The sequence below is a fragment of the Mammaliicoccus sp. P-M59 genome (assembly GCF_022386135.1).
GTDB classification, from domain to species: Bacteria; Bacillota; Bacilli; order Staphylococcales; family Staphylococcaceae; genus Mammaliicoccus; species Mammaliicoccus sciuri_A.
In genome coordinates this window covers 495003-513217 of the sequence record NZ_JAJNJJ010000001.1, presented here as the reverse complement: position 1 = coordinate 513217, position 18215 = coordinate 495003, and the positions used below count along the sequence as shown (strand labels likewise).

General features: G+C 31.3%; 18 protein-coding genes. 12 read left to right on the top strand and 6 right to left on the bottom strand.

Annotated elements, in window-relative coordinates; translation table 11 throughout:
• The first annotated feature begins 36 nt into the window (after positions 1-36).
• Positions 37-843 (top strand): Cof-type HAD-IIB family hydrolase, encoded by an 807-nt coding sequence (locus tag LQ617_RS02485; RefSeq protein WP_159316255.1) that lies wholly within the window; start codon positions 37-39, stop codon positions 841-843.
• Positions 844-891: 48 nt separating this feature from the next.
• Here the strand turns inward: LQ617_RS02485 and LQ617_RS02480 are convergent, their stop codons facing one another.
• The 4 genes from LQ617_RS02480 to rpmG all read right to left on the bottom strand — a co-directional run bounded on the left by LQ617_RS02480 (position 892) and on the right by rpmG (position 4750).
• Entirely contained in the window at positions 892-2292 is a 1401-nt protein-coding gene (locus LQ617_RS02480) for a phosphoribosyltransferase domain-containing protein (RefSeq protein ID WP_159316256.1), read from the bottom strand.
• A gap of 12 nt (positions 2293-2304) precedes the next feature.
• Positions 2305-2619, bottom strand: a complete 315-nt coding sequence (locus LQ617_RS02475; protein WP_025905885.1) for a hypothetical protein — start codon at positions 2617-2619, stop codon at positions 2305-2307.
• Positions 2620-2954: 335 nt separating this feature from the next.
• Entirely contained in the window at positions 2955-4397 is a 1443-nt protein-coding gene (locus LQ617_RS02470) for an amino acid permease (protein WP_107577828.1), read from the bottom strand.
• A gap of 203 nt (positions 4398-4600) precedes the next feature.
• On the bottom strand, positions 4601-4750 hold the full coding sequence (gene rpmG, locus LQ617_RS02465; RefSeq protein ID WP_049318964.1) for a 50S ribosomal protein L33: 150 nt from the start codon (positions 4748-4750) through the stop codon (positions 4601-4603).
• A 160-nt stretch (positions 4751-4910) separates the two neighbouring features.
• On the opposite strand from rpmG, the gene LQ617_RS02460 reads away from it, so the two are divergent.
• From LQ617_RS02460 to LQ617_RS02450, 3 genes are all read left to right on the top strand, one after another.
• Positions 4911-5858: a metal ABC transporter solute-binding protein, Zn/Mn family gene (locus LQ617_RS02460; RefSeq protein WP_239739423.1), complete on the top strand. Its 948-nt coding sequence runs from the start codon at positions 4911-4913 to the stop codon at positions 5856-5858.
• Between the two features lie 91 nt (positions 5859-5949).
• Entirely contained in the window at positions 5950-6933 is a 984-nt protein-coding gene (gene guaC, locus LQ617_RS02455) for a GMP reductase (RefSeq protein WP_025905892.1), read from the top strand.
• A gap of 18 nt (positions 6934-6951) precedes the next feature.
• A complete protein-coding gene (locus tag LQ617_RS02450) occupies positions 6952-7968 on the top strand; it encodes a CAP domain-containing protein (RefSeq protein WP_239739413.1) in 1017 nt (338 codons plus the stop codon).
• A gap of 305 nt (positions 7969-8273) precedes the next feature.
• Here LQ617_RS02450 and lexA read toward each other — a convergent pair whose 3' ends face one another.
• Complete coding sequence (gene lexA, locus LQ617_RS02445) at positions 8274-8894, bottom strand: transcriptional repressor LexA (protein ID WP_025905896.1); 621 nt, start codon at positions 8892-8894, stop codon at positions 8274-8276.
• A gap of 144 nt (positions 8895-9038) precedes the next feature.
• Between lexA and sosA the strand changes: the two genes are divergently transcribed.
• From sosA to LQ617_RS02415, 6 genes are all read left to right on the top strand, one after another.
• Entirely contained in the window at positions 9039-9248 is a 210-nt protein-coding gene (gene sosA, locus LQ617_RS02440) for a DNA damage-induced cell division inhibitor SosA (RefSeq protein WP_025905898.1), read from the top strand.
• A 77-nt stretch (positions 9249-9325) separates the two neighbouring features.
• On the top strand, positions 9326-9562 hold the full coding sequence (locus tag LQ617_RS02435; protein WP_126477042.1) for a DUF896 domain-containing protein: 237 nt from the start codon (positions 9326-9328) through the stop codon (positions 9560-9562).
• 85 nt (positions 9563-9647) lie between these two features.
• The gene (gene tkt / locus LQ617_RS02430; RefSeq protein WP_206167080.1) at positions 9648-11636 is read left to right on the top strand and encodes a transketolase; all 1989 of its coding nucleotides are present in this window, start codon (positions 9648-9650) and stop codon (positions 11634-11636) included.
• A gap of 127 nt (positions 11637-11763) precedes the next feature.
• Positions 11764-11994 (top strand): YneF family protein, encoded by a 231-nt coding sequence (locus tag LQ617_RS02425; RefSeq protein WP_025905903.1) that lies wholly within the window; start codon positions 11764-11766, stop codon positions 11992-11994.
• Between the two features lie 185 nt (positions 11995-12179).
• Complete coding sequence (locus tag LQ617_RS02420; RefSeq protein ID WP_078104443.1) at positions 12180-12866, top strand: cytochrome c biogenesis CcdA family protein; 687 nt, start codon at positions 12180-12182, stop codon at positions 12864-12866.
• Between the two features lie 38 nt (positions 12867-12904).
• On the top strand, positions 12905-13375 hold the full coding sequence (locus LQ617_RS02415; RefSeq protein ID WP_037587925.1) for a CcdC family protein: 471 nt from the start codon (positions 12905-12907) through the stop codon (positions 13373-13375).
• A gap of 20 nt (positions 13376-13395) precedes the next feature.
• Here the strand turns inward: LQ617_RS02415 and LQ617_RS02410 are convergent, their stop codons facing one another.
• Complete coding sequence (locus LQ617_RS02410; RefSeq protein WP_025905909.1) at positions 13396-13902, bottom strand: DUF2621 family protein; 507 nt, start codon at positions 13900-13902, stop codon at positions 13396-13398.
• 75 nt (positions 13903-13977) lie between these two features.
• On the opposite strand from LQ617_RS02410, the gene sbcD reads away from it, so the two are divergent.
• Complete coding sequence (gene sbcD / locus LQ617_RS02405) at positions 13978-15105, top strand: exonuclease subunit SbcD (protein ID WP_191835535.1); 1128 nt, start codon at positions 13978-13980, stop codon at positions 15103-15105.
• A gap of 1 nt (position 15106) precedes the next feature.
• Entirely contained in the window at positions 15107-18130 is a 3024-nt protein-coding gene (gene sbcC, locus LQ617_RS02400; protein WP_239739411.1) for an exonuclease subunit SbcC, read from the top strand.
• The last annotated feature ends 85 nt before the right edge of the window (positions 18131-18215 follow it).

Genomic DNA, 18215 nt, shown 5'->3' with positions numbered 1-18215 from the left:
TAGAATATAAGCATTATTATATTTAAGGAGATAAACATGACATATAAATACATCGTAATGGATATGGATGATACACTTTTAACTTCAAAGAATGAAATAAGTGAAGTGACATATCAATACTTAATGGAGAAACAAAAACAAGGCATGAAGTTAATACTTGCTTCTGGGCGCCCAACTGCAGGTATGGTTAAGCATGCAGAAGCACTTGATTTAAAGAGTTATGGAGGCTATATCGTAAGTTATAATGGTGCATTTGTCATTAAAGCTGAAGACCAAAGTATCGTATTTAATCAAACAATTAGTCAAAAAGATGCACACGATATTATTGATTATTGTAGAAGTCATCATTTCTTTTATTTAACGTATTTAAATGACCAAATTATTCATGATACAACACATGATTATATGAACATTGAAAGTGAATTAACAGGTCTTCCAATGAATAAAGTTAATGATATTAAAGAAGCTATAACAGGTGACGTTCCAAAAATAATGGGTGTTGATTTCGAGGAAAACATTGCAAGTGCAAATCAAGAGCTGAATGGCAAATTTAATGAACAAGTATCATCAACAATAAGTAAGCCGTACTTTTTAGAATTCATGAATAGTGAAGTATCTAAAGGGAAATCATTACAAAGATTGTTTGATCAAATTGGAGCGGATTTCTCAGAAGTGATAGCTTTTGGTGATAGTTTAAATGATTCTGACATGTTAGAAAGAGCAGCAGTTGGTGTTGCTATGGGAAATGCGAACGATACGATTAAAGGTATTGCAGATGTCGTTACAGACGACCATGACCATGATGGTATCGTAACAGCGCTAGAAAAAATATTAAAAGCATAAAAATAAAGCAGTTCAAACCTTAAAATTTAAGATTTGAGCTGCTTTTTATTATTCGTGACGATCTTCATTAAACGCAATTGAAGTCATTTCAATTACGAGAATTGATTTTGCCCCAAGTATTTTTAATTGTTGTACAATATCATCAATTTCAGTTTTATGTCTTAGTCTTTCAACAAATACGATGATTTGTTCGTATTGATCAATCTCTAAATTATATAAATAATGTGTGATTGTTCTTTCTAAAGGCGACATAAAACTAATCTTTTTATTAGAATGTCTTAATGTACTAGAATCAAAATTAAAGCGTGTTGTACCTTGTACACGTATTTCTTTACCAGGTAAATAACGAGCAATTTGAAGTGGAACGTACATGAATTCTCCTATACCAATGACGAATTTAGGTGAATCATCTAAAAAGTCATTCAATAATTCTCCCATACGTTGAAACAAGTCTTCAGAAACTTGTTGTTCTTTACCATTTAAAGTAAATCTTCCTGTTGAAATAAAGTATGGATTATCGTGAATCGTACCATCACGCAGCATGTTTTGAGCTTTTACAATGAAATGATCATTGATGACATTTCTTAAAGAGTAATATTGAACTTTCGTCTCATGTTTTTGATTATCTAGTAGTTCATTTTGAATTAAATCTTTCGTTTCATGCTCAATAGCTGTGATTTCTACATCAAATGACATGAGTGAAATGATGTTAATTTTAATATTTAAGGATTTTTCCAAACTTGAAAATGCTTCTTTAACACTTTGAGATCTTAAATCAATAGGTGTTAATACAGTAAATGTTTCTCTTTCAGGACATTTGTCATAAATCTTTTTAATGAGATTTAGTACAGAATTACCATTTAATAAATGATTATCAATGATTGCGACACGTTCATCATTATCGAAAAAGTCTTTATCTTTCGTATAGAAAAATAAACGTTCTTGAGGGTCAACAATATCGCTATGATCTAATAATGGTGGATGAGAAATAATCTTATCTCGTGTTGAAGCTAAGAACATCACATCATCATCAAATAAACTAAAAATCGATTGTCCTAAATTGACAGCACGTTCACTTAAACCTAGAAATCTCGTTGGTGGATAGTGACCAAGTTTATTTGATTCAACCATATTTAAAGCTTGAATCATTTTACTGCGATTTTTGCTATTAATAGCTTTAGCAATTGTTTGAATGCGTTCATCCGTTTCGCCTGTTAAAGACTCATGGTATAAGAATCCTAACAATAAACCAACGAGTAAAGGATGCTCTGGATATAACCCTCTAGAATATCCTAAACAAGGAGATACAGGTATAAATGGAAATTCTGAATGTTCTTCTTGTGTAATTGCGAGCATTTCATCTATTTCAAAATCAAATCTATTTTCTTTAACTTTCACTTCAACTTGCTGTTCATTATCTAAAGGAAAAACTTTACTTACTTGGGACATGTGATTACTCCTTTATTTACTTGTGTGCGTCCATTCATGGCTGAATTTCTTTCTCTTAATATGCGCATAAATTTGGTCCGCTGCATAGTCTTGGTTCGTATAAACAGTAATATCAAAAAATGCTTGATTCTCTTCAAATGGTTCATTTAAATATAAATCTTTAAGATGATCAAATAATGATTGCATCTGTTCCCGAGTTAAACTTGTATATTCTCTAAGTGTTTTCTTAACGAGTTGAGCATGTGTGTCATAAATACTTTGAACAACAATGACAAAACGTTCATCTTGTTCCATAACATCATCAAATAAATTTGTTTGACCTGTCATATTTACACCTTCTTTATTCTAAAATTATCATTAATATTTATTATACTATATATATTGCAATATGAAAAAGTAGATTATAGTTAGCAAATTTTTATAAATGTTTTGAATGAGGTAGTTCAGGATTAGGGGAATGATATTTTGTATAGTGTTTATAGTAACAAAAGTGGGCGGAATTGTAACTAAGGGGTGCTATAGTAACAAAAGTCAAGCGAATTGTAACTAAGGAAGCCGTTAGTAACAAAACTAGGTCAAAGTGTAAATAAGACAAGCATATACAAACAAAATACAAAATAAAAATAACGCCACTCAATCAACTTGAGTGGCGCTTTTAATAATTATTTCTTATATTGGTGTTTTGTTAAATCGATGTCTTCTAGTTTGATAATTTTTGATTTCGTTGTGAATTTATGAATAAAGTATACTACGAAACCTAATATAATCGGTAAGAATGATTCGATTAATACTGGGAAGTTCAATGTCATAATGCTATCAAATGATTGACCGATTAATAAGAATGCTATTACAGCGATTACGATGATTGGTCCTAATGGATATAAAGGTGCTTTATATTCAAGTGTGTCTGTCGCTGATTTGCCTTGTTTCTTAATGGCCATTCTTAATCGAATATGACTGATTATACTCATAAGCCAAACTAAAGTAACAAGTGCGCCTAACATATTCAATAATCTATAATAACCATCAGCGTTAATTGTTGCATATACGATTGACACGAATATTAATACGATTGTGACACATAATGAAACGAATGGCATATTGTTTCTATTTAAGTTATTGATAAACTTAGGTGCTTGCTTATGTTGAGCAAGTGAGTAAAGTAATCTACTTGTAGCATATAAACCTGAGTTACCAGCTGAAATAAGTGCTGTTAAAATAACTGCATTAATAATTGAAGCGGCGAATGCTATACCAACTCTATCAAATACGATTGTAAACGGACTTTGTGTTACAGTGTTTGATTTATTTAATAACAATGGATCAGTATATGGAATAATTGCTGCAATCACAGCGATTGCTAAAATATAAAATAATAAAATTCTCCAGAATACTTGTCTAATTGCTTTTGGCATGGATTCCTTAGGATTTTCAGATTCACCAGCTGTTACGGCTACTACTTCTGTACCACCGAAGCTAAATCCAGCTACAAGTAGTACACCTAAGAAACCAGAAATACCATTTACGAATGGTGCTTCTTTATAAGTGAAGTTTGATAATCCTAATGGTTCATTACCACCTAAAATTCCAAATATCACAAGTACACCAACTATTAAGAAGATGATAATAGTTGCGACTTTGATAAAACTTAACCAATATTCAGCTTCACCAAATGCTTTAACAGTAAATGCATTGAGTAAGAATAGAATAACTAAGAAAATAATGCTCCATACAAACGGGTTAATACTTTGGAATATATCCCAGTATGTAATAATTTTTGCTGCAGTTAATATATCGACGCTTGTTACAAGAGCCCAAATTACCCAATAAAGCCAACCAACAGTAAAACCTGCTGATGGATCAATAAATCTACTTGAGTAAGCACTAAATGAACCAGAAACTGGATAAAAAGTTGCAAGTTCTCCTATAGCTGTCATTAAAAAGTAGAGCATAACACCAATAATAGAATAAGCTATAAGTGCACCACCAGGTCCTGCTTGAGTGATGACTGCACCACTGGCCATAAATAAACCAGTACCAATTGAACCACCAATGGCGATCATTGATATGTGCCTAGTCTTTAATCCTCGTTTCATTTCTTCCATATAATTCACCTTGCTTTCTAATAGTACAATTTATCTGTAAATAAAATATACATATTATTTTATTAGTATTTCAGTAAATAAGCAACAAAAACTTTTAACGCATAAATGCTTTAAAGTCATAAAGTGATAGTATATAAAAATAGAAGTCATTTCAAATGTATGAATTGACTTCTTTGTCGTATATTTTCTTATAAAATAAGAAATTATTTAGTTTCGCGGTGTAAAGTGTGACGACCTAATCTTGGACAGTATTTTTTCATTTCAATACGTTCAGGATTTGTACGTTTGTTTTTAGTTGTAATATAATTTCTGTCGCCACATTCAGTACATGCTAACGTGATATTGACACGCATGTTCATCAGCCTTTCTATTCAGTAATCGTTACGTTTTATAATTTTAGCACAATACAAATGAGTTTTCAATGCAAAAATATGTGTATTATATAATTGCGATATGATGTGTAAAAGCGTATATTGTTATAATTAAAACAAATAATCATGTAGGAGTTAAAATATGAAAAAAATATATATTATGGTTGGTGCTTTATTAACGATGGCACTCATCCTTTCAGGTTGTAACACCCAAACATCTAAAGACGACAAAATTAAAATTTATGCAACAAACTTTCCATATGAAAGCTTTGCAAAACAAATTGGTGGAAAATATGTAGATGCAAATTCAATTTACCCAAGCGGTACAGATTTACATAATTATGAGCCAACACAAAAAGAAATGCTTAATATTGCTAAAAGTGATTTGTTTATATATTCTTCAAATGAATTAGATCCAGTAGCTAAAAAAATTAGTTCTACTATTAAAAGTGATGATCACAAATTAGAAGCAGTAGCTAATTTGAAAGAAAGTCATATTTTAGAACATCATCATGAACATGGTGAAGAAGAAGAGCATGAACATGAGCACGAAGATGAAGAAAGTGCTAACGATCCTCATATTTGGTTAGATCCAATTGTTAATAAAGAAGCGGCTAAATCTATTAAAGATAAACTCGTTAAAAAGGATCCAAATCATAAAGATTATTATCAAAAAAATTATCAAAACCTCATTAAAGATATAAACGAGATTGATGAAAGTTTACAAAACGTAACGAAAGATACAAAAAGAGATACTGTATTTATTTCACATGATTCTCTAGGTTATTTAGCTAAAAGATATCACTTTAAACAAAAGGGTGTCACAGGCATGAATAATGAAGAACCAACTCAAAAAGAAATATTAGAAATTATTAAAGATATTAACAACTCGAAATCACCATATATTTTATATGAACAAAATGTTAGTTCAAAAATGACAGATATTATAAAGAAAGATACGAAAAGTAAACCGCTAAAATTTCATAATTTAGAAGTATTAACTAAAGATGAAGCCAAACAAAAAAATATTTCATATCAGTCTTTAATGGAAGAAAATATCAAAACTCTTGATAAAGCTCTAAATAAATAACATTTATAGTATTATTTCGTTTACTTTTACTACTTAACCATGTATAGTAACTAATGGATTATTATTAATAGTTGTGAAAGAGGTTATTGATATGAAAATTTTTGATTATGAAGATGTACAGTTAATACCAAATAAATGTATAGTAGAAAGCCGTTCTGAATGTGATACTACTGTAAAATTTGGTCCAAAGACATTTAAATTACCAGTAGTACCTGCAAATATGCAAACAGTCATGAATGAAGAACTAGCTGAATGGTTTGCTAGTAATGATTATTTTTATATCATGCATCGTTTTGATGAAGAAGGACGTATTCCATTTATCAAAAAAATGCAAAGCCAAAACTTATTCGCCTCAATTTCTGTAGGTGTTAAAGACAATGAATATACTTTTATAGAACAACTTTCTAATGAAGGGCTTGTTCCTGAATATATAACAATAGATATTGCACACGGTCATTCTGAGCAAGTTATTAGAATGATTAAACATATTAAACAACATATTCCTGAATCATTTGTAATTGCAGGTAATGTTGGTACGCCTGAGGGTGTTCGTGAACTTGAAAATGCGGGTGCTGACGCAACTAAAGTTGGTATCGGACCAGGTAGAGTATGTATTACAAAAATTAAAACTGGATTTGGTACTGGTGGATGGCAATTAGCTGCAATTAACGCTTGTAGCAAAGCTGCTAGAAAACCAATGATCGCTGATGGTGGTATTAGAACAAATGGTGATATTGCTAAATCTATTAGATTCGGTGCAAGTATGGTAATGGTTGGTTCATTATTTGCTGCGCACGAAGAATCTCCAGGTGAAACAGTTGAATTAGAAGGTAAACTATATAAAGAATATTTCGGTAGTGCATCTGAATTTCAAAAAGGTGAACGTAAAAATGTAGAGGGTAAAAAGATGTTTGTTGAACATAAAGGCTCTCTAAAAGATACGTTAATTGAAATCGAACAAGATTTACAAAGTTCTATTTCTTATGCAGGTGGAAAAGATCTACATTCTATTACAAAAGTAGACTATGTAATTGTTCGTAATTCAATATTTAATGGTGACAGTGATCGCGGCTAAAACAAGTGAGGTGACGACTTGAGAAAAGTATTCTTTTTATTTATGTTGCTATTATGCTTAACACTTATCAAGCCAGTCCCAGAATCAGATTTGTCTAGACAAATTGGGCAAAAAGTATTGAACGTTCAACAAGGATTACAACACGAAGAAACAGCTAAGAAAGTTGAACTGAAGACACCAGATGACCAAGAATTTGCGATTAATAATATTCAAATCAATCAAACAAAGAATGAAGTAGAAAAGAAACTTGGTAAACCTAAGCGTATAACTGCTAATGAATATAACGAGAAATGGCATGTGTATCATAACGACTACCATGAATTTGTGATGGTAAGTTATGATCATGACAAAGTAACTGGTTTATATACAAACCAAGACCTTATAACTTCTAAAAAAGGTATCACAAGTAAAATGAACAAAGATAAAGTTCGTTCTATACTTGGAGAACCTGAAAAAGCAATAGAAAAAGACAAAGTGAAACTCATACAAAATGATGAAGATTATGATGTTTTCAAATTTGATAACATCTATACAACCGTGTTTTATGATAAACATGAAAATAATCAAATTAAAGGTATCATGCAGATTGCATCATCAACTGAAGATAAACGAACGAATCAGTATCATGCAGCTTCTGATGAATACAAAAAAGCTTTAGAATTACAAAACTTTGATCTTGTAAATGCTGAACGCGTACAGTTTGGACTACCTACATTAGCTTATAATGAGCGTGTTAGTGAAACTGCAAGAAAGCATAGTCAAGACATGGTGAATAATGATTATTTTGATCATAATAACAAACAAGGTATGTCTCCATTTGATAGATTAGATCGAGATGGTTTTAATTATGTTACTGCTGGGGAAAACTTGGTTTATGGTCAAATCAGTAGTATATATGCACATCATGGTCTTATGAATTCACTTGGACATAGAAAAAACATTTTAAATAAAGATTATAAAGAATTAGGTGTAGGTGTCGATATTGGTGAAGAATTACAGCCATATTGGACGGAGAACTACATCACGCAACAATAGAAAAGAGATAAATGATATTATCTTATCAACGTTGATATAATTAAATCGAGAAAAGTCAATATTTCATATTTCCTTAAATGTTTAACACATGTTGTTTCTAGTAATTTTGATTGGTGAAATAACATATAAAGGGGTAGTTTTACATGGAAAATAAAGAAATAAAACGAAAAGATTTAGATGTCTTAGAACGTATTAAAGAATTATTAAATAAAAAAGATGTATCATAAATATATGACAAGTAAAGAAAGAACTCGATAAAGGGAATATGAAAAAAGGAGATGCAATCGCATCTCCTTTTTGTTATGTTACATTTCTCTAAATAATCCAACAACTTTACCTAATACTGTAACGTTATCTAAATAAATAGGTTCCATTGTACTGTTCTCTGGTTGAAGTCTATATCGCGTTTCTTCTTTGTAAAAACGTTTAACTGTAGCTTCATCATCTTCTGTCATTGCAACTATGATATCACCATTCTCAGCGATTGATTGACTACGTACGATTACTTTATCGCCGTCTAGTATACCAGCTTCGATCATGCTATCACCGACAACATCTAATATAAAGATATTGCTATTATGTGTTGATGTGAAATGTGCTGGTAATGGGAAGTATTCCTCTACATTCTCTACAGCTGTAATAGGTATACCTGCTGTAACTTTACCGATAACTGGAACGTGAATGGTGTTCTCTTGGTTAATGTTCTCTCCAACTGTTTCTGTAATTTCTATTGCTCGAGGTTTAGTTGGATCACGTTTAATGTAGCCCTTTTCTTCTAGTCTTGATAAATGACCATGTACTGTAGAGCTTGACGCTAAGCCGACTGCTAAACCAATTTCACGTACGCTAGGCGGATAGCCTTTCGTTTGTACTATATGTTTGATGAATTGATATATTTCAGATTGACGTTTAGTTAATTCTTTCATAGTCGCACGCTCCCAATTAATTATTTAAATTTATTATAGCACATACGTTTCCTTTGAACAAACATTTGTTCGTATTTTTATTGACTACGAACAGTTGTTCTGTTATTATGATAATACAAACAAACGTTCTAGGAGGAATTGAGTATGACAATTACAATTAAGAAGACAGTATTAGTGTATATAGCAGTATTCTTAATGACTCTATTAATTGGATATTTATATTTAGCTCAGTCTAATGATCTTTATAATACAGAACAAACGTACGAAATGACCGATCATCAAATTAAACAACAAAGCGATAAACAACATAACCATATATCTGATTCCAATACATTAGTAGGGTCAATAGATTGAATTTAAACACGAGTAAATCCATTTGGATTTACTCGTGTTTTTTGGTATCTTTTATGTATAAAGAAAGTGGGGATATTATGCTAGAAAAAGCAAAAATAGAAAGAATCAATGAATTAGCGAACAAAAAGAAATCTGAAGGTTTAACAGATAGTGAAGCTAAAGAACAATCAAAATTACGTGCTGAGTATTTACAAGCTTTCCGCGGTAATTTTAAAAATACAATCGAAAATACTAAAATCATAGATCCAGAAGGTAATGATGTAACTCCTGATAAGGTAAAAGAAATTCAAAAAAATAATAATATAAGAAAGTAAGTATAAATTAAGTAATAATAATTAATTTTTGAAAAAATTTCATGTATAATGAAAAGGGATTACAAGAATAAAGGAGACTACATTTATGTTTAACGAAAAAGATCAACTTGCAGTAGATTCAATCCGTGCTTTAAGTATAGATGCTATTGAAGCAGCTAACTCAGGACATCCTGGTTTACCAATGGGTGCTGCGCCTATGGCATATGCATTATGGACTAAGCATTTAAATTTCAATCCTCAATCTAAGAACTATTTTAATAGAGACCGTTTTGTATTATCTGCTGGTCATGGTTCTGCATTACTATATAGTTTATTACACGTTTCAGGTAGTTTAGAACTTGAAGAAGTGAAGAACTTCAGACAATGGGATTCTAAAACGCCTGGACATCCTGAATTTAGACATACTGATGGTGTAGAAGTTACAACAGGACCTTTAGGACAAGGTTTTGCAATGAGTGTTGGTATGGCAATGGCTGAAAAACACTTAGCAGGTAAATTTAATAAAGATAAATACGATGTAGTAGATCATTACACATATGTTTTAGCAAGTGATGGTGACTTAATGGAAGGTATTTCTCATGAAGCAGCTTCATTAGCAGGTCACTTAAACCTTGATAAATTGATCACATTATATGATTCTAATGATATTTCATTAGATGGTGAATTAAATAAAGCATTCTCTGAAAATGTTAAAGAAAGATTCACATCATATGGTTGGAGCTATATCTTAGTTGAAGACGGTAATGACTTAGAAGCTATTGATAAAGCGATTACTGAAGCGAAAACATTAGAAGGTCCAACATTAATCGAAGTTAAAACAGTTATCGGTTATGGTTCACCTAATAAAGCGGGTACTAATGGCGTGCATGGTGCTCCATTAGGTGAAGAAGAACGTGAATTAGCATTAAAAGCATACGGTTTAGATCCTTCTAAACGCTTTAATGTACCTCAAGAAGTATATGACATCTTCAGTGAAACAATGCTTAAACGTGCTAACGAAGACGAAGCAGCTTGGGAAAAATTAGTTGAAGCTTACTCAAATGAATATCCTGAATTAGGTCAAGCATTTAAACAAGCTATTTCTAATGAATTACCAGTTGATTACGATAAAGAATTACCAGTTTATGAAGCTGGAAATAGCAGTGCAACACGTGCAGATTCAGGTGAAGTTATTCAAGCATTAAGTAAATCAGTACCTGCATTCTTTGGTGGTTCAGCTGACTTAGCATCTTCAAACAAATCAAATGTTAAAGGTGAAGCTGACTTTAGTAGCGAAACTCCAGAAGGACGTAACGTTTGGTTTGGTGTTCGTGAATTCGGTATGGCTGCTGCAGTTAATGGTATGGCAGTTCACGGTGGTGTTAAACCATATGGTGCAACATTCTTCGTATTCAGTGACTACTTGAAACCAGCTGTAAGACTTTCAGCAATCATGGGTGTACCTTCAACATTTGTATTCACACATGATTCAATTGCTGTTGGTGAAGATGGTCCAACACATGAACCAGTTGAACAATTAGCTGGATTAAGAGCGATTCCTAACTTAAACGTTATTCGCCCTGCAGATGGTAATGAAACAAGAGTAGCATGGAAAGTAGCTTTAGAATCTGAAACAACACCAACAGCTTTAGTGTTAACAAGACAAAACTTAACAGCTTTAGATGTTGAAGAATCAGTATTAGAAGAAGGCGTTCGTAAAGGCGGATATGTCGTATATCGTTCTGAAATCGAACCTGAATACTTATTAATCGCATCTGGTTCTGAAGTTTCATTAGCTGTAAATGCAGCTAAAGATATCGAAGCACAAGGTAAAGGTGTACAAGTTGTATCATTACCTAACTGGCATGCATTTGATCAACAAGATGCTGAATATAAAGCATCAGTATTACCAGCATCAATCACAAAACGTGTAGCTATCGAAATGGCATCTTCTCTAGGTTGGCATAAATATGTTGGCCTTGAAGGTAAAGTCATTACAATTGATACATTCGGTGCAAGTGCGCCTGGCGACTTAGTAGTTGAAAAATACGGATTTACAAAAGAAAATGTATTAAACCAAGTATTAAGCTTCTAAAGAATGTTAAAAAAGCCTCATCCAAGAAACTTGGCTGAGGCTTTTTCATTTTAAACATTAAGTTTCATCTTGATAAAATGTAATGAATTTAGTAAACTTTTATAGGATACAGAAAGTGGGTGAAATAATGGCAACGTGGTTAGCAATATTATTAATCGTCGTGGCATTAATCGGTGGGCTTGCACTTGGATTCTTCCTTGCACGTAAATATATGATGGATTACTTGAAAAAGAATCCACCAATTAACGAAGAAATGTTACGTATGATGATGATGCAAATGGGTCAAAAACCATCTCAAAAGAAAATTAATCAAATGATGACAATGATGAATAAGAATATGGATCAAAAAATTAAATAATCTTATATTAATCATAAGTAAAAATAAAACGTATAACCGTGATATTTTTAAACGAGTCTCAGACGTACACAATAGTCTAAGGCTCGTTTCTTATTTTGTTTAAGTTTTCACTTATTGTTCAAATAAAGGTGTTTTAACTTAATTGTTATTTGATAAAATAGAATATGAGTGAGAGGGGGATCATTGTGGAAATCACAGTATTTGTAGCTTTTGGTGCAGGCATATTAAGTTTCGTATCTCCTTGCGTATTACCTATTTATCCAGCGTTTATTTCTTATATAACAGGCATGAGTTATGACGACATCAAAACTAAAGGACTTAGTCGTAATGCAATTTTACATACGATTATCTTTTTGCTTGGATTTAGTGTTATATATATGATACTTGGAATGGGTATAGGATATATTTCTGGTATGCTGATTAATTACCAAACGCTAATCAGGCAATTAGGTGCCATTATTATTATAGTATTTGGTCTCATTATATTAGGTGTATTCCAACCACAATTTTTAATGAAAGACCGTAAAATAAATTTCAAGACGAAACCCACAGGTTATATAGGTACTTTTCTTATAGGTATGGCATTTGCTGCAGGATGGACACCTTGTAATGGTCCGATTATTGCAGCGATTGGTACGTTGGCTGCTACTAATTCATCACAAGCATTACTTTATATGTTGTTATATGTATTAGGATTCAGCATTCCATTTTTCGTACTGACATTCTTTATAACTAAATTACAAATTATTAAAAAGTACAATGTTGCTATCATGAAGTTTGGTGGTATAATTATGATAATTATGGGAATATTACTGTTCTTTGATTTATTAACGGAGATCACGATATTCTTCCAATCATTAGGTTTAAATTAAATATTATTGATATTTCGTACTTATAAGGGGTTTTAGATATGTATTTCCTTTTTTCATTTGTAATAGCAGCTTTAATGGGATTGGCAGTTATTGTTGTTAGAATGAAAGCACAAAATTATCCAACGAATGCTAAAAAGATTGTATTACCGCCATTTTTTATGGCTACAGGTGCATTGATGTATGTTGTACCGTACTTTAGATTAAATGGCAGTGAAATTATAGAAGCAATTTTAGTTGGTTTGTTCTTTTCTCTATTTCTTATCTTTACTTCTAACTTTGAAGTTAAAGGAACAGAAATTTATATGAAACGTTCTAAATTATTTCCGGTTATTTTAATATCGTTATTAATCATTAGATCAGTCGGTAAATTTTTCTTAAGTGATTCAATCGATCCGGGTCAATTAGCAGGTATGTTTTTCTTACTTGCATTTAGTATGATTGTACCTTGGAGAATTGCTATGTATGTTAAATATAAAAAATTAAAAGACCGTATGCCAATTGTAAATTAAAAAAACAACGCACATCTCAATTATTGAGTGTGCGTTGTTTTTGCATTTGAAATTTCTTCTCTATGATCAAAGATAGAAAATTTATTCTTCTCATCATCAGCTAATTCGAACAATTTTAAATATGGTGTATAATCTATATTAAGTTCGGTTAGCTTTTTCTTCATGAATTTGTGATCTCTTTTTGGTGTTGCTACGATATATCCTCTCATGATATGGTCAAGTTCGATTGTTGTGGCATGTTCTTCTAATGCAATTTTAGAAACACGACCACCTATCTTTTCTTTCGCAACATCCCTAAATAATTCTGGAACAGGTGAAACGAGTTCGTTTAATAAACTACGCGCTTCATCATTCCATAATGGTAAAGCTTTATTAATGTAGTAGTCTTGCCAATCAAGTTCACTCATACCATTATCTTTAGGCATACGTTTTAAGAATTTACGAAACATAAAGAATCCACCGATTGCAAGTAACGAAATAAATACGATGCACCATAAAATAATAAAAAATATAAATGCGTTACTCAATGAAATCACTCCTTAGATTTAGTATAAATGAAGCGTTTCAACCTGTCTAATAAATATTATAAAAGGAGCTATAAAATGAAAATTTTACATACTGCTGATTGGCACATTGGTAAAACCATCAATGGTCAATCCTTAATAGAAGATCAAAAGTTTATACTTTCAAAATTATTCGATGCAATTAAAGAACATCAACCAGATATTGTTGTGATTAGCGGTGATTTATATGACTTACACTACCCTAATAAAGAGGCAATGGTTGTACTTGAAGATGCCCTTTCAACAATCAATTTAGAACTTAACACGCCAGTAATAGCCATAAGTGGTAATCATGATGGTAAAGAACGTTTAAACTACGGAGAAAGATGGTTTGAAAAAACTGGTTTAAAAATTATAACAGGTTACGATCAGTTGTTTGAACCTATTAAAGTCAATGATGTCAATATATACGTGATGCCTTACTTTACACCTGCTGATATTAGACATGTATTTGAAGTAAAAGATATTCATACACATCAAGAAGCGACTGAATTTATTGTTAATAAAATGAAAGAAGTTATAAACGAAGATGAAACGAATATTTTAATAGGTCATTTATTCGTTGCTGGTGGTGAATCGACAGACTCTGAAAGACCTTTATCTATTGGGACTATAGAAACAGTCAGTGCGCAAACCTTTGATATATTCGACGCTGTATTATTAGGGCATTTACATCACCCGTTTGCAATACAGTCCGATTACATATTTTACTCTGGAACGCCAATGCAATATTCATTTTCAGAGGCAAACCAAGCTAAAGGATATAGACTATTTGATTTTGGTCATAAATCATTTAAACAGTCATTTATACCAATAGAACCTAGAAGAGCATTTCAAGTGATACAAGCAAGCTATGAAGATGTCATACATGAAAAATTAGACATCAAGCATAGAGATGATTATTTTCACTTTAAATTATCTGATATGGACCATGTGACAGATCCGCTCATGAAGATAAGAAGTATATATCCGAACACACTTCAAATATCTAGGCAAGATTATGAAGTTGCAAATGATGAAATAGATGTAGATGTTCATACTTTGACGGATCTAGAGATTATTGAATCTTTTTACGATCATGTAACGGGTGAACCGTTAGAAGGTATAAAAAAAGAGAAAATTATCGCGTTGTTAGAAAATGATTTAAATAAGGGGGCACAAGAATAAGATGAGACCTTTATTATTAAAGATGCAATATTTTGGACCATTTATAAATGAGCAAGTGGATTTTACACATTTATCTAAATCACAATTGTTTTTAATATGTGGTAAGACAGGGTCAGGAAAGACGATGATCTTTGATGCGATGGTTTATGCTTTGTTTGGTAAGACATCGACAGAATCGCGTGAAGAAGTTGATTTACGAAGCCATTTTGCTGATCCTAAGTTACCTACTAAAGTAGAATTTGAATTCGAAATTAAAAATGAGCAATATAGCGTCGTTAGAACTGTGAAATACATTAAAGAAGGTAATAAAAACCCAACGAATGCGACAGTTGAAGTTTATAAAAAAGTAAATGATAAGTGGTCATTAGAAACGAAAAGTATTAATACTAGTAATGATTATTTAAAAGCGTTATTACATATGAATGTTAAACAGTTTAGACAAATATTGATTCTTCCACAAGGTGAATTCAAACAGTTTCTCGTATCGAACAGCACAGATAAAAGAAGTATATTAAGAACACTATTCGATAGTAATCGTTTTGAGAAGTTACAAGTACAATTAGAACTAGAAATGAAGAAAGAAATCGCATTAATCGAAAGTCACTATCAAAAAATCACACAGTATATAAATGATATGCATGATTTTGATGATGAAACGTTACAAGAACATAAACAAGTTGAAGGCTATCGTTATGAAGTGATTCAAGAGGCATTATCATCATATGAAGCGGTAGGACAAGAAAAGTTAAAAGAACTAACAGATTTGAAATCTAAACAACAGCAACAAGTTAGTGAACTTGAAAGTGCCTTTGAAAGAGAGAAGACATTAAAAGAAAACTTTGAAACGTTAAAAGTTAAAGAAGCAGAATTAAATCAGTTGAAAAGTGAAGAAAAAGAAATCAATGATTTAAAGAAACAAGTCAAATACTTAAAAAGTGTACAGTCTTTAACTTATCAATATCATCAACTTAAAGATAAGGAAATCAACCATACAAACGAATTACAAAATGAAGAAGTACTTCAAAAACAAATAAGTGACAATGCGCAAAAATTAGAAGCAATTGTACAACAAATAAATGATCTGCATAAAGAACATGAACAAATTGAAGAATATAGAGCATTTGTTCAAAATACGAAGCATATAAAAGTAAATATTGAAAAATATATAGAAGCAGAACAAGACATAGTAAAACAACGAGAAAAACAAGAAACTTTAAAAAGGGCAATTGAACAAAATAAGCAAGAAACAGATGAACTTCATACTAAGCTTGGAGAAATAACATATGACGAACAAGATGAGCAAACACAATTAAAAGAACAAGAAACAATGAAGTTAACATTACAAGGTCTAGAAACAACACAAAAGCTGTATGCAGATAAACAAGCATTAGAAGAGAAAATACAAGCATATAATCGTCAATTAGTAGAATATGAAAATGAAAAAACATCACTCGAACAACATAAAGATGCCGAAAAGTCATTTGATATTTTGAATGTTGAAGATGAAATATTAAAAATTCAAAAGCATGTTCATAAAGGTGAAGATTGTCCTATATGTGGATCAATCATAGAAACAATTAATGGAGATGTTGATTTTGAAAGCTTAAAACAAGAAAAAGCGAAACAATTAGAAGTTGAAAACCAGTTGCAAGAAGTGAATCAACACATTACGACTTATCAAGAAAGAATTAATTTAACGAATGAACAATTGAACAAGCTAAGTGATGTTAAGGATGTGCAAAAGGATATAGCATCACTGAATGAAAGACTTGAACAAATAGTGAGTACTTTAAAAACATATCAAGAGAATCGTCAGCATATTCAACATCTAAAAAAAGAAATAAGTGCAGCAGAAAAGCAGATGACAGAACACACATTACAATTAAATGATTTAAATCATAAAGTATCGACATATGAGAATGATTTAGCGTACTTTAAAAAAGAGACGGGATACAATGAAGTATCATCATTTGTTGAACGAGTGAATACGCTAGAACACACATTATCTAAGTTTGATCAAAGTATGAAACAATTGAACGAACAACAAGAACAATATCAAAAAGATAAGCAAACATTACAAATGCAACATGCTACAGTAAAAGAACGTTTATCAATGATTGAAGAACAAATTAAATCTACAAAAGATTATTTAAACACTGAAATGAACAAACATGACATTTCATCATATGTTCAGTTAGATGAATTGTTGTTACAAGTAGAGGATATTGATCGATTAGAAGAAAGTGCTCAGCAATATGATAAAAAATATATAGAAGTTGAAGCGGTCGTTAAAGAACTTAGTAAAAAAGTGAAAGATCAAGAAATGCCTGATATCGCTAATAGAGAAGAACAATTAGTAAGTGCTAAAGATTCTCTAAACAATTTAGTTAAACAATTGAATCAACTGCAATTAAAGGTTGAACAAAATGATCAAAAATCTAAAGCAATTCTTAATGTGATTGATAAGATTAATCAAGACCTTAAAGAACAAGAAGAAATGATTGATTTATCGAGAACGATGAATGGGAAGAATAGCCAGAAATTATCATTGGAGAACTATGTGCTGATTTATTATTTAAACCATATATTAGATAATGCAAATAGACATTTTCTTAAAATGACGAATAATCGTTATCAACTCGTGCGTAGAAAAGAGAAATCACAAGGATTAAGTGGTTTGGAAATTGAAGTGTTTGATAGATTTTCAAATAGAACGAGACATATTACGTCATTATCAGGAGGAGAAACATTCCAAGCGTCGTTGTCATTAGCGATAGGATTGTCGAATGTTGTGCAGCAAGAAGCGGGTGCTATTCATTTAGAATCGATGTTTATCGATGAAGGATTTGGTACGTTAGATGCTGAAACTTTAGAAACTGCGCTCGATACACTCGTTAATATACAAATGTCCGGTCGTTTAGTAGGTATTATTTCTCACGTATCTGAATTAAAGACAAGAATTCCTACCATTTTAAATGTAAACAAGAATGGATTTTTAAGTACAACAGCATTCTCAAATAATTGAATGACACATCAAAGACATAATTAGATTAAATTGTGTATTTAAGTTGTGATTTTTATTTGATATATTTTAACTAACAGAGTTATGG

Bases quoted from the DNA above. Each gene is read 5' to 3' on its own strand.
- LQ617_RS02485 (WP_159316255.1), top strand. From the start codon at position 37: ATGACATATAAATACATCGTAATGGATATGGATGATACACTTTTAACT.
- LQ617_RS02480 (WP_159316256.1), bottom strand. From the start codon at position 2,292: ATGTCCCAAGTAAGTAAAGTTTTTCCTTTAGATAATGAACAGCAAGTT.
- LQ617_RS02475 (WP_025905885.1), bottom strand. From the start codon at position 2,619: ATGACAGGTCAAACAAATTTATTTGATGATGTTATGGAACAAGATGAA.
- LQ617_RS02470 (WP_107577828.1), bottom strand. From the start codon at position 4,397: ATGGAAGAAATGAAACGAGGATTAAAGACTAGGCACATATCAATGATC.
- rpmG (WP_049318964.1), bottom strand. From the start codon at position 4,750: ATGCGTGTCAATATCACGTTAGCATGTACTGAATGTGGCGACAGAAAT.
- LQ617_RS02460 (WP_239739423.1), top strand. From the start codon at position 4,911: ATGAAAAAAATATATATTATGGTTGGTGCTTTATTAACGATGGCACTC.
- guaC (WP_025905892.1), top strand. From the start codon at position 5,950: ATGAAAATTTTTGATTATGAAGATGTACAGTTAATACCAAATAAATGT.
- lexA (WP_025905896.1), bottom strand. From the start codon at position 8,894: ATGAAAGAATTAACTAAACGTCAATCTGAAATATATCAATTCATCAAA.
- sosA (WP_025905898.1), top strand. From the start codon at position 9,039: ATGACAATTACAATTAAGAAGACAGTATTAGTGTATATAGCAGTATTC.
- LQ617_RS02435 (WP_126477042.1), top strand. From the start codon at position 9,326: ATGCTAGAAAAAGCAAAAATAGAAAGAATCAATGAATTAGCGAACAAA.
- tkt (WP_206167080.1), top strand. From the start codon at position 9,648: ATGTTTAACGAAAAAGATCAACTTGCAGTAGATTCAATCCGTGCTTTA.
- LQ617_RS02425 (WP_025905903.1), top strand. From the start codon at position 11,764: ATGGCAACGTGGTTAGCAATATTATTAATCGTCGTGGCATTAATCGGT.
- LQ617_RS02415 (WP_037587925.1), top strand. From the start codon at position 12,905: ATGTATTTCCTTTTTTCATTTGTAATAGCAGCTTTAATGGGATTGGCA.
- sbcD (WP_191835535.1), top strand. From the start codon at position 13,978: ATGAAAATTTTACATACTGCTGATTGGCACATTGGTAAAACCATCAAT.
- sbcC (WP_239739411.1), top strand. From the start codon at position 15,107: ATGAGACCTTTATTATTAAAGATGCAATATTTTGGACCATTTATAAAT.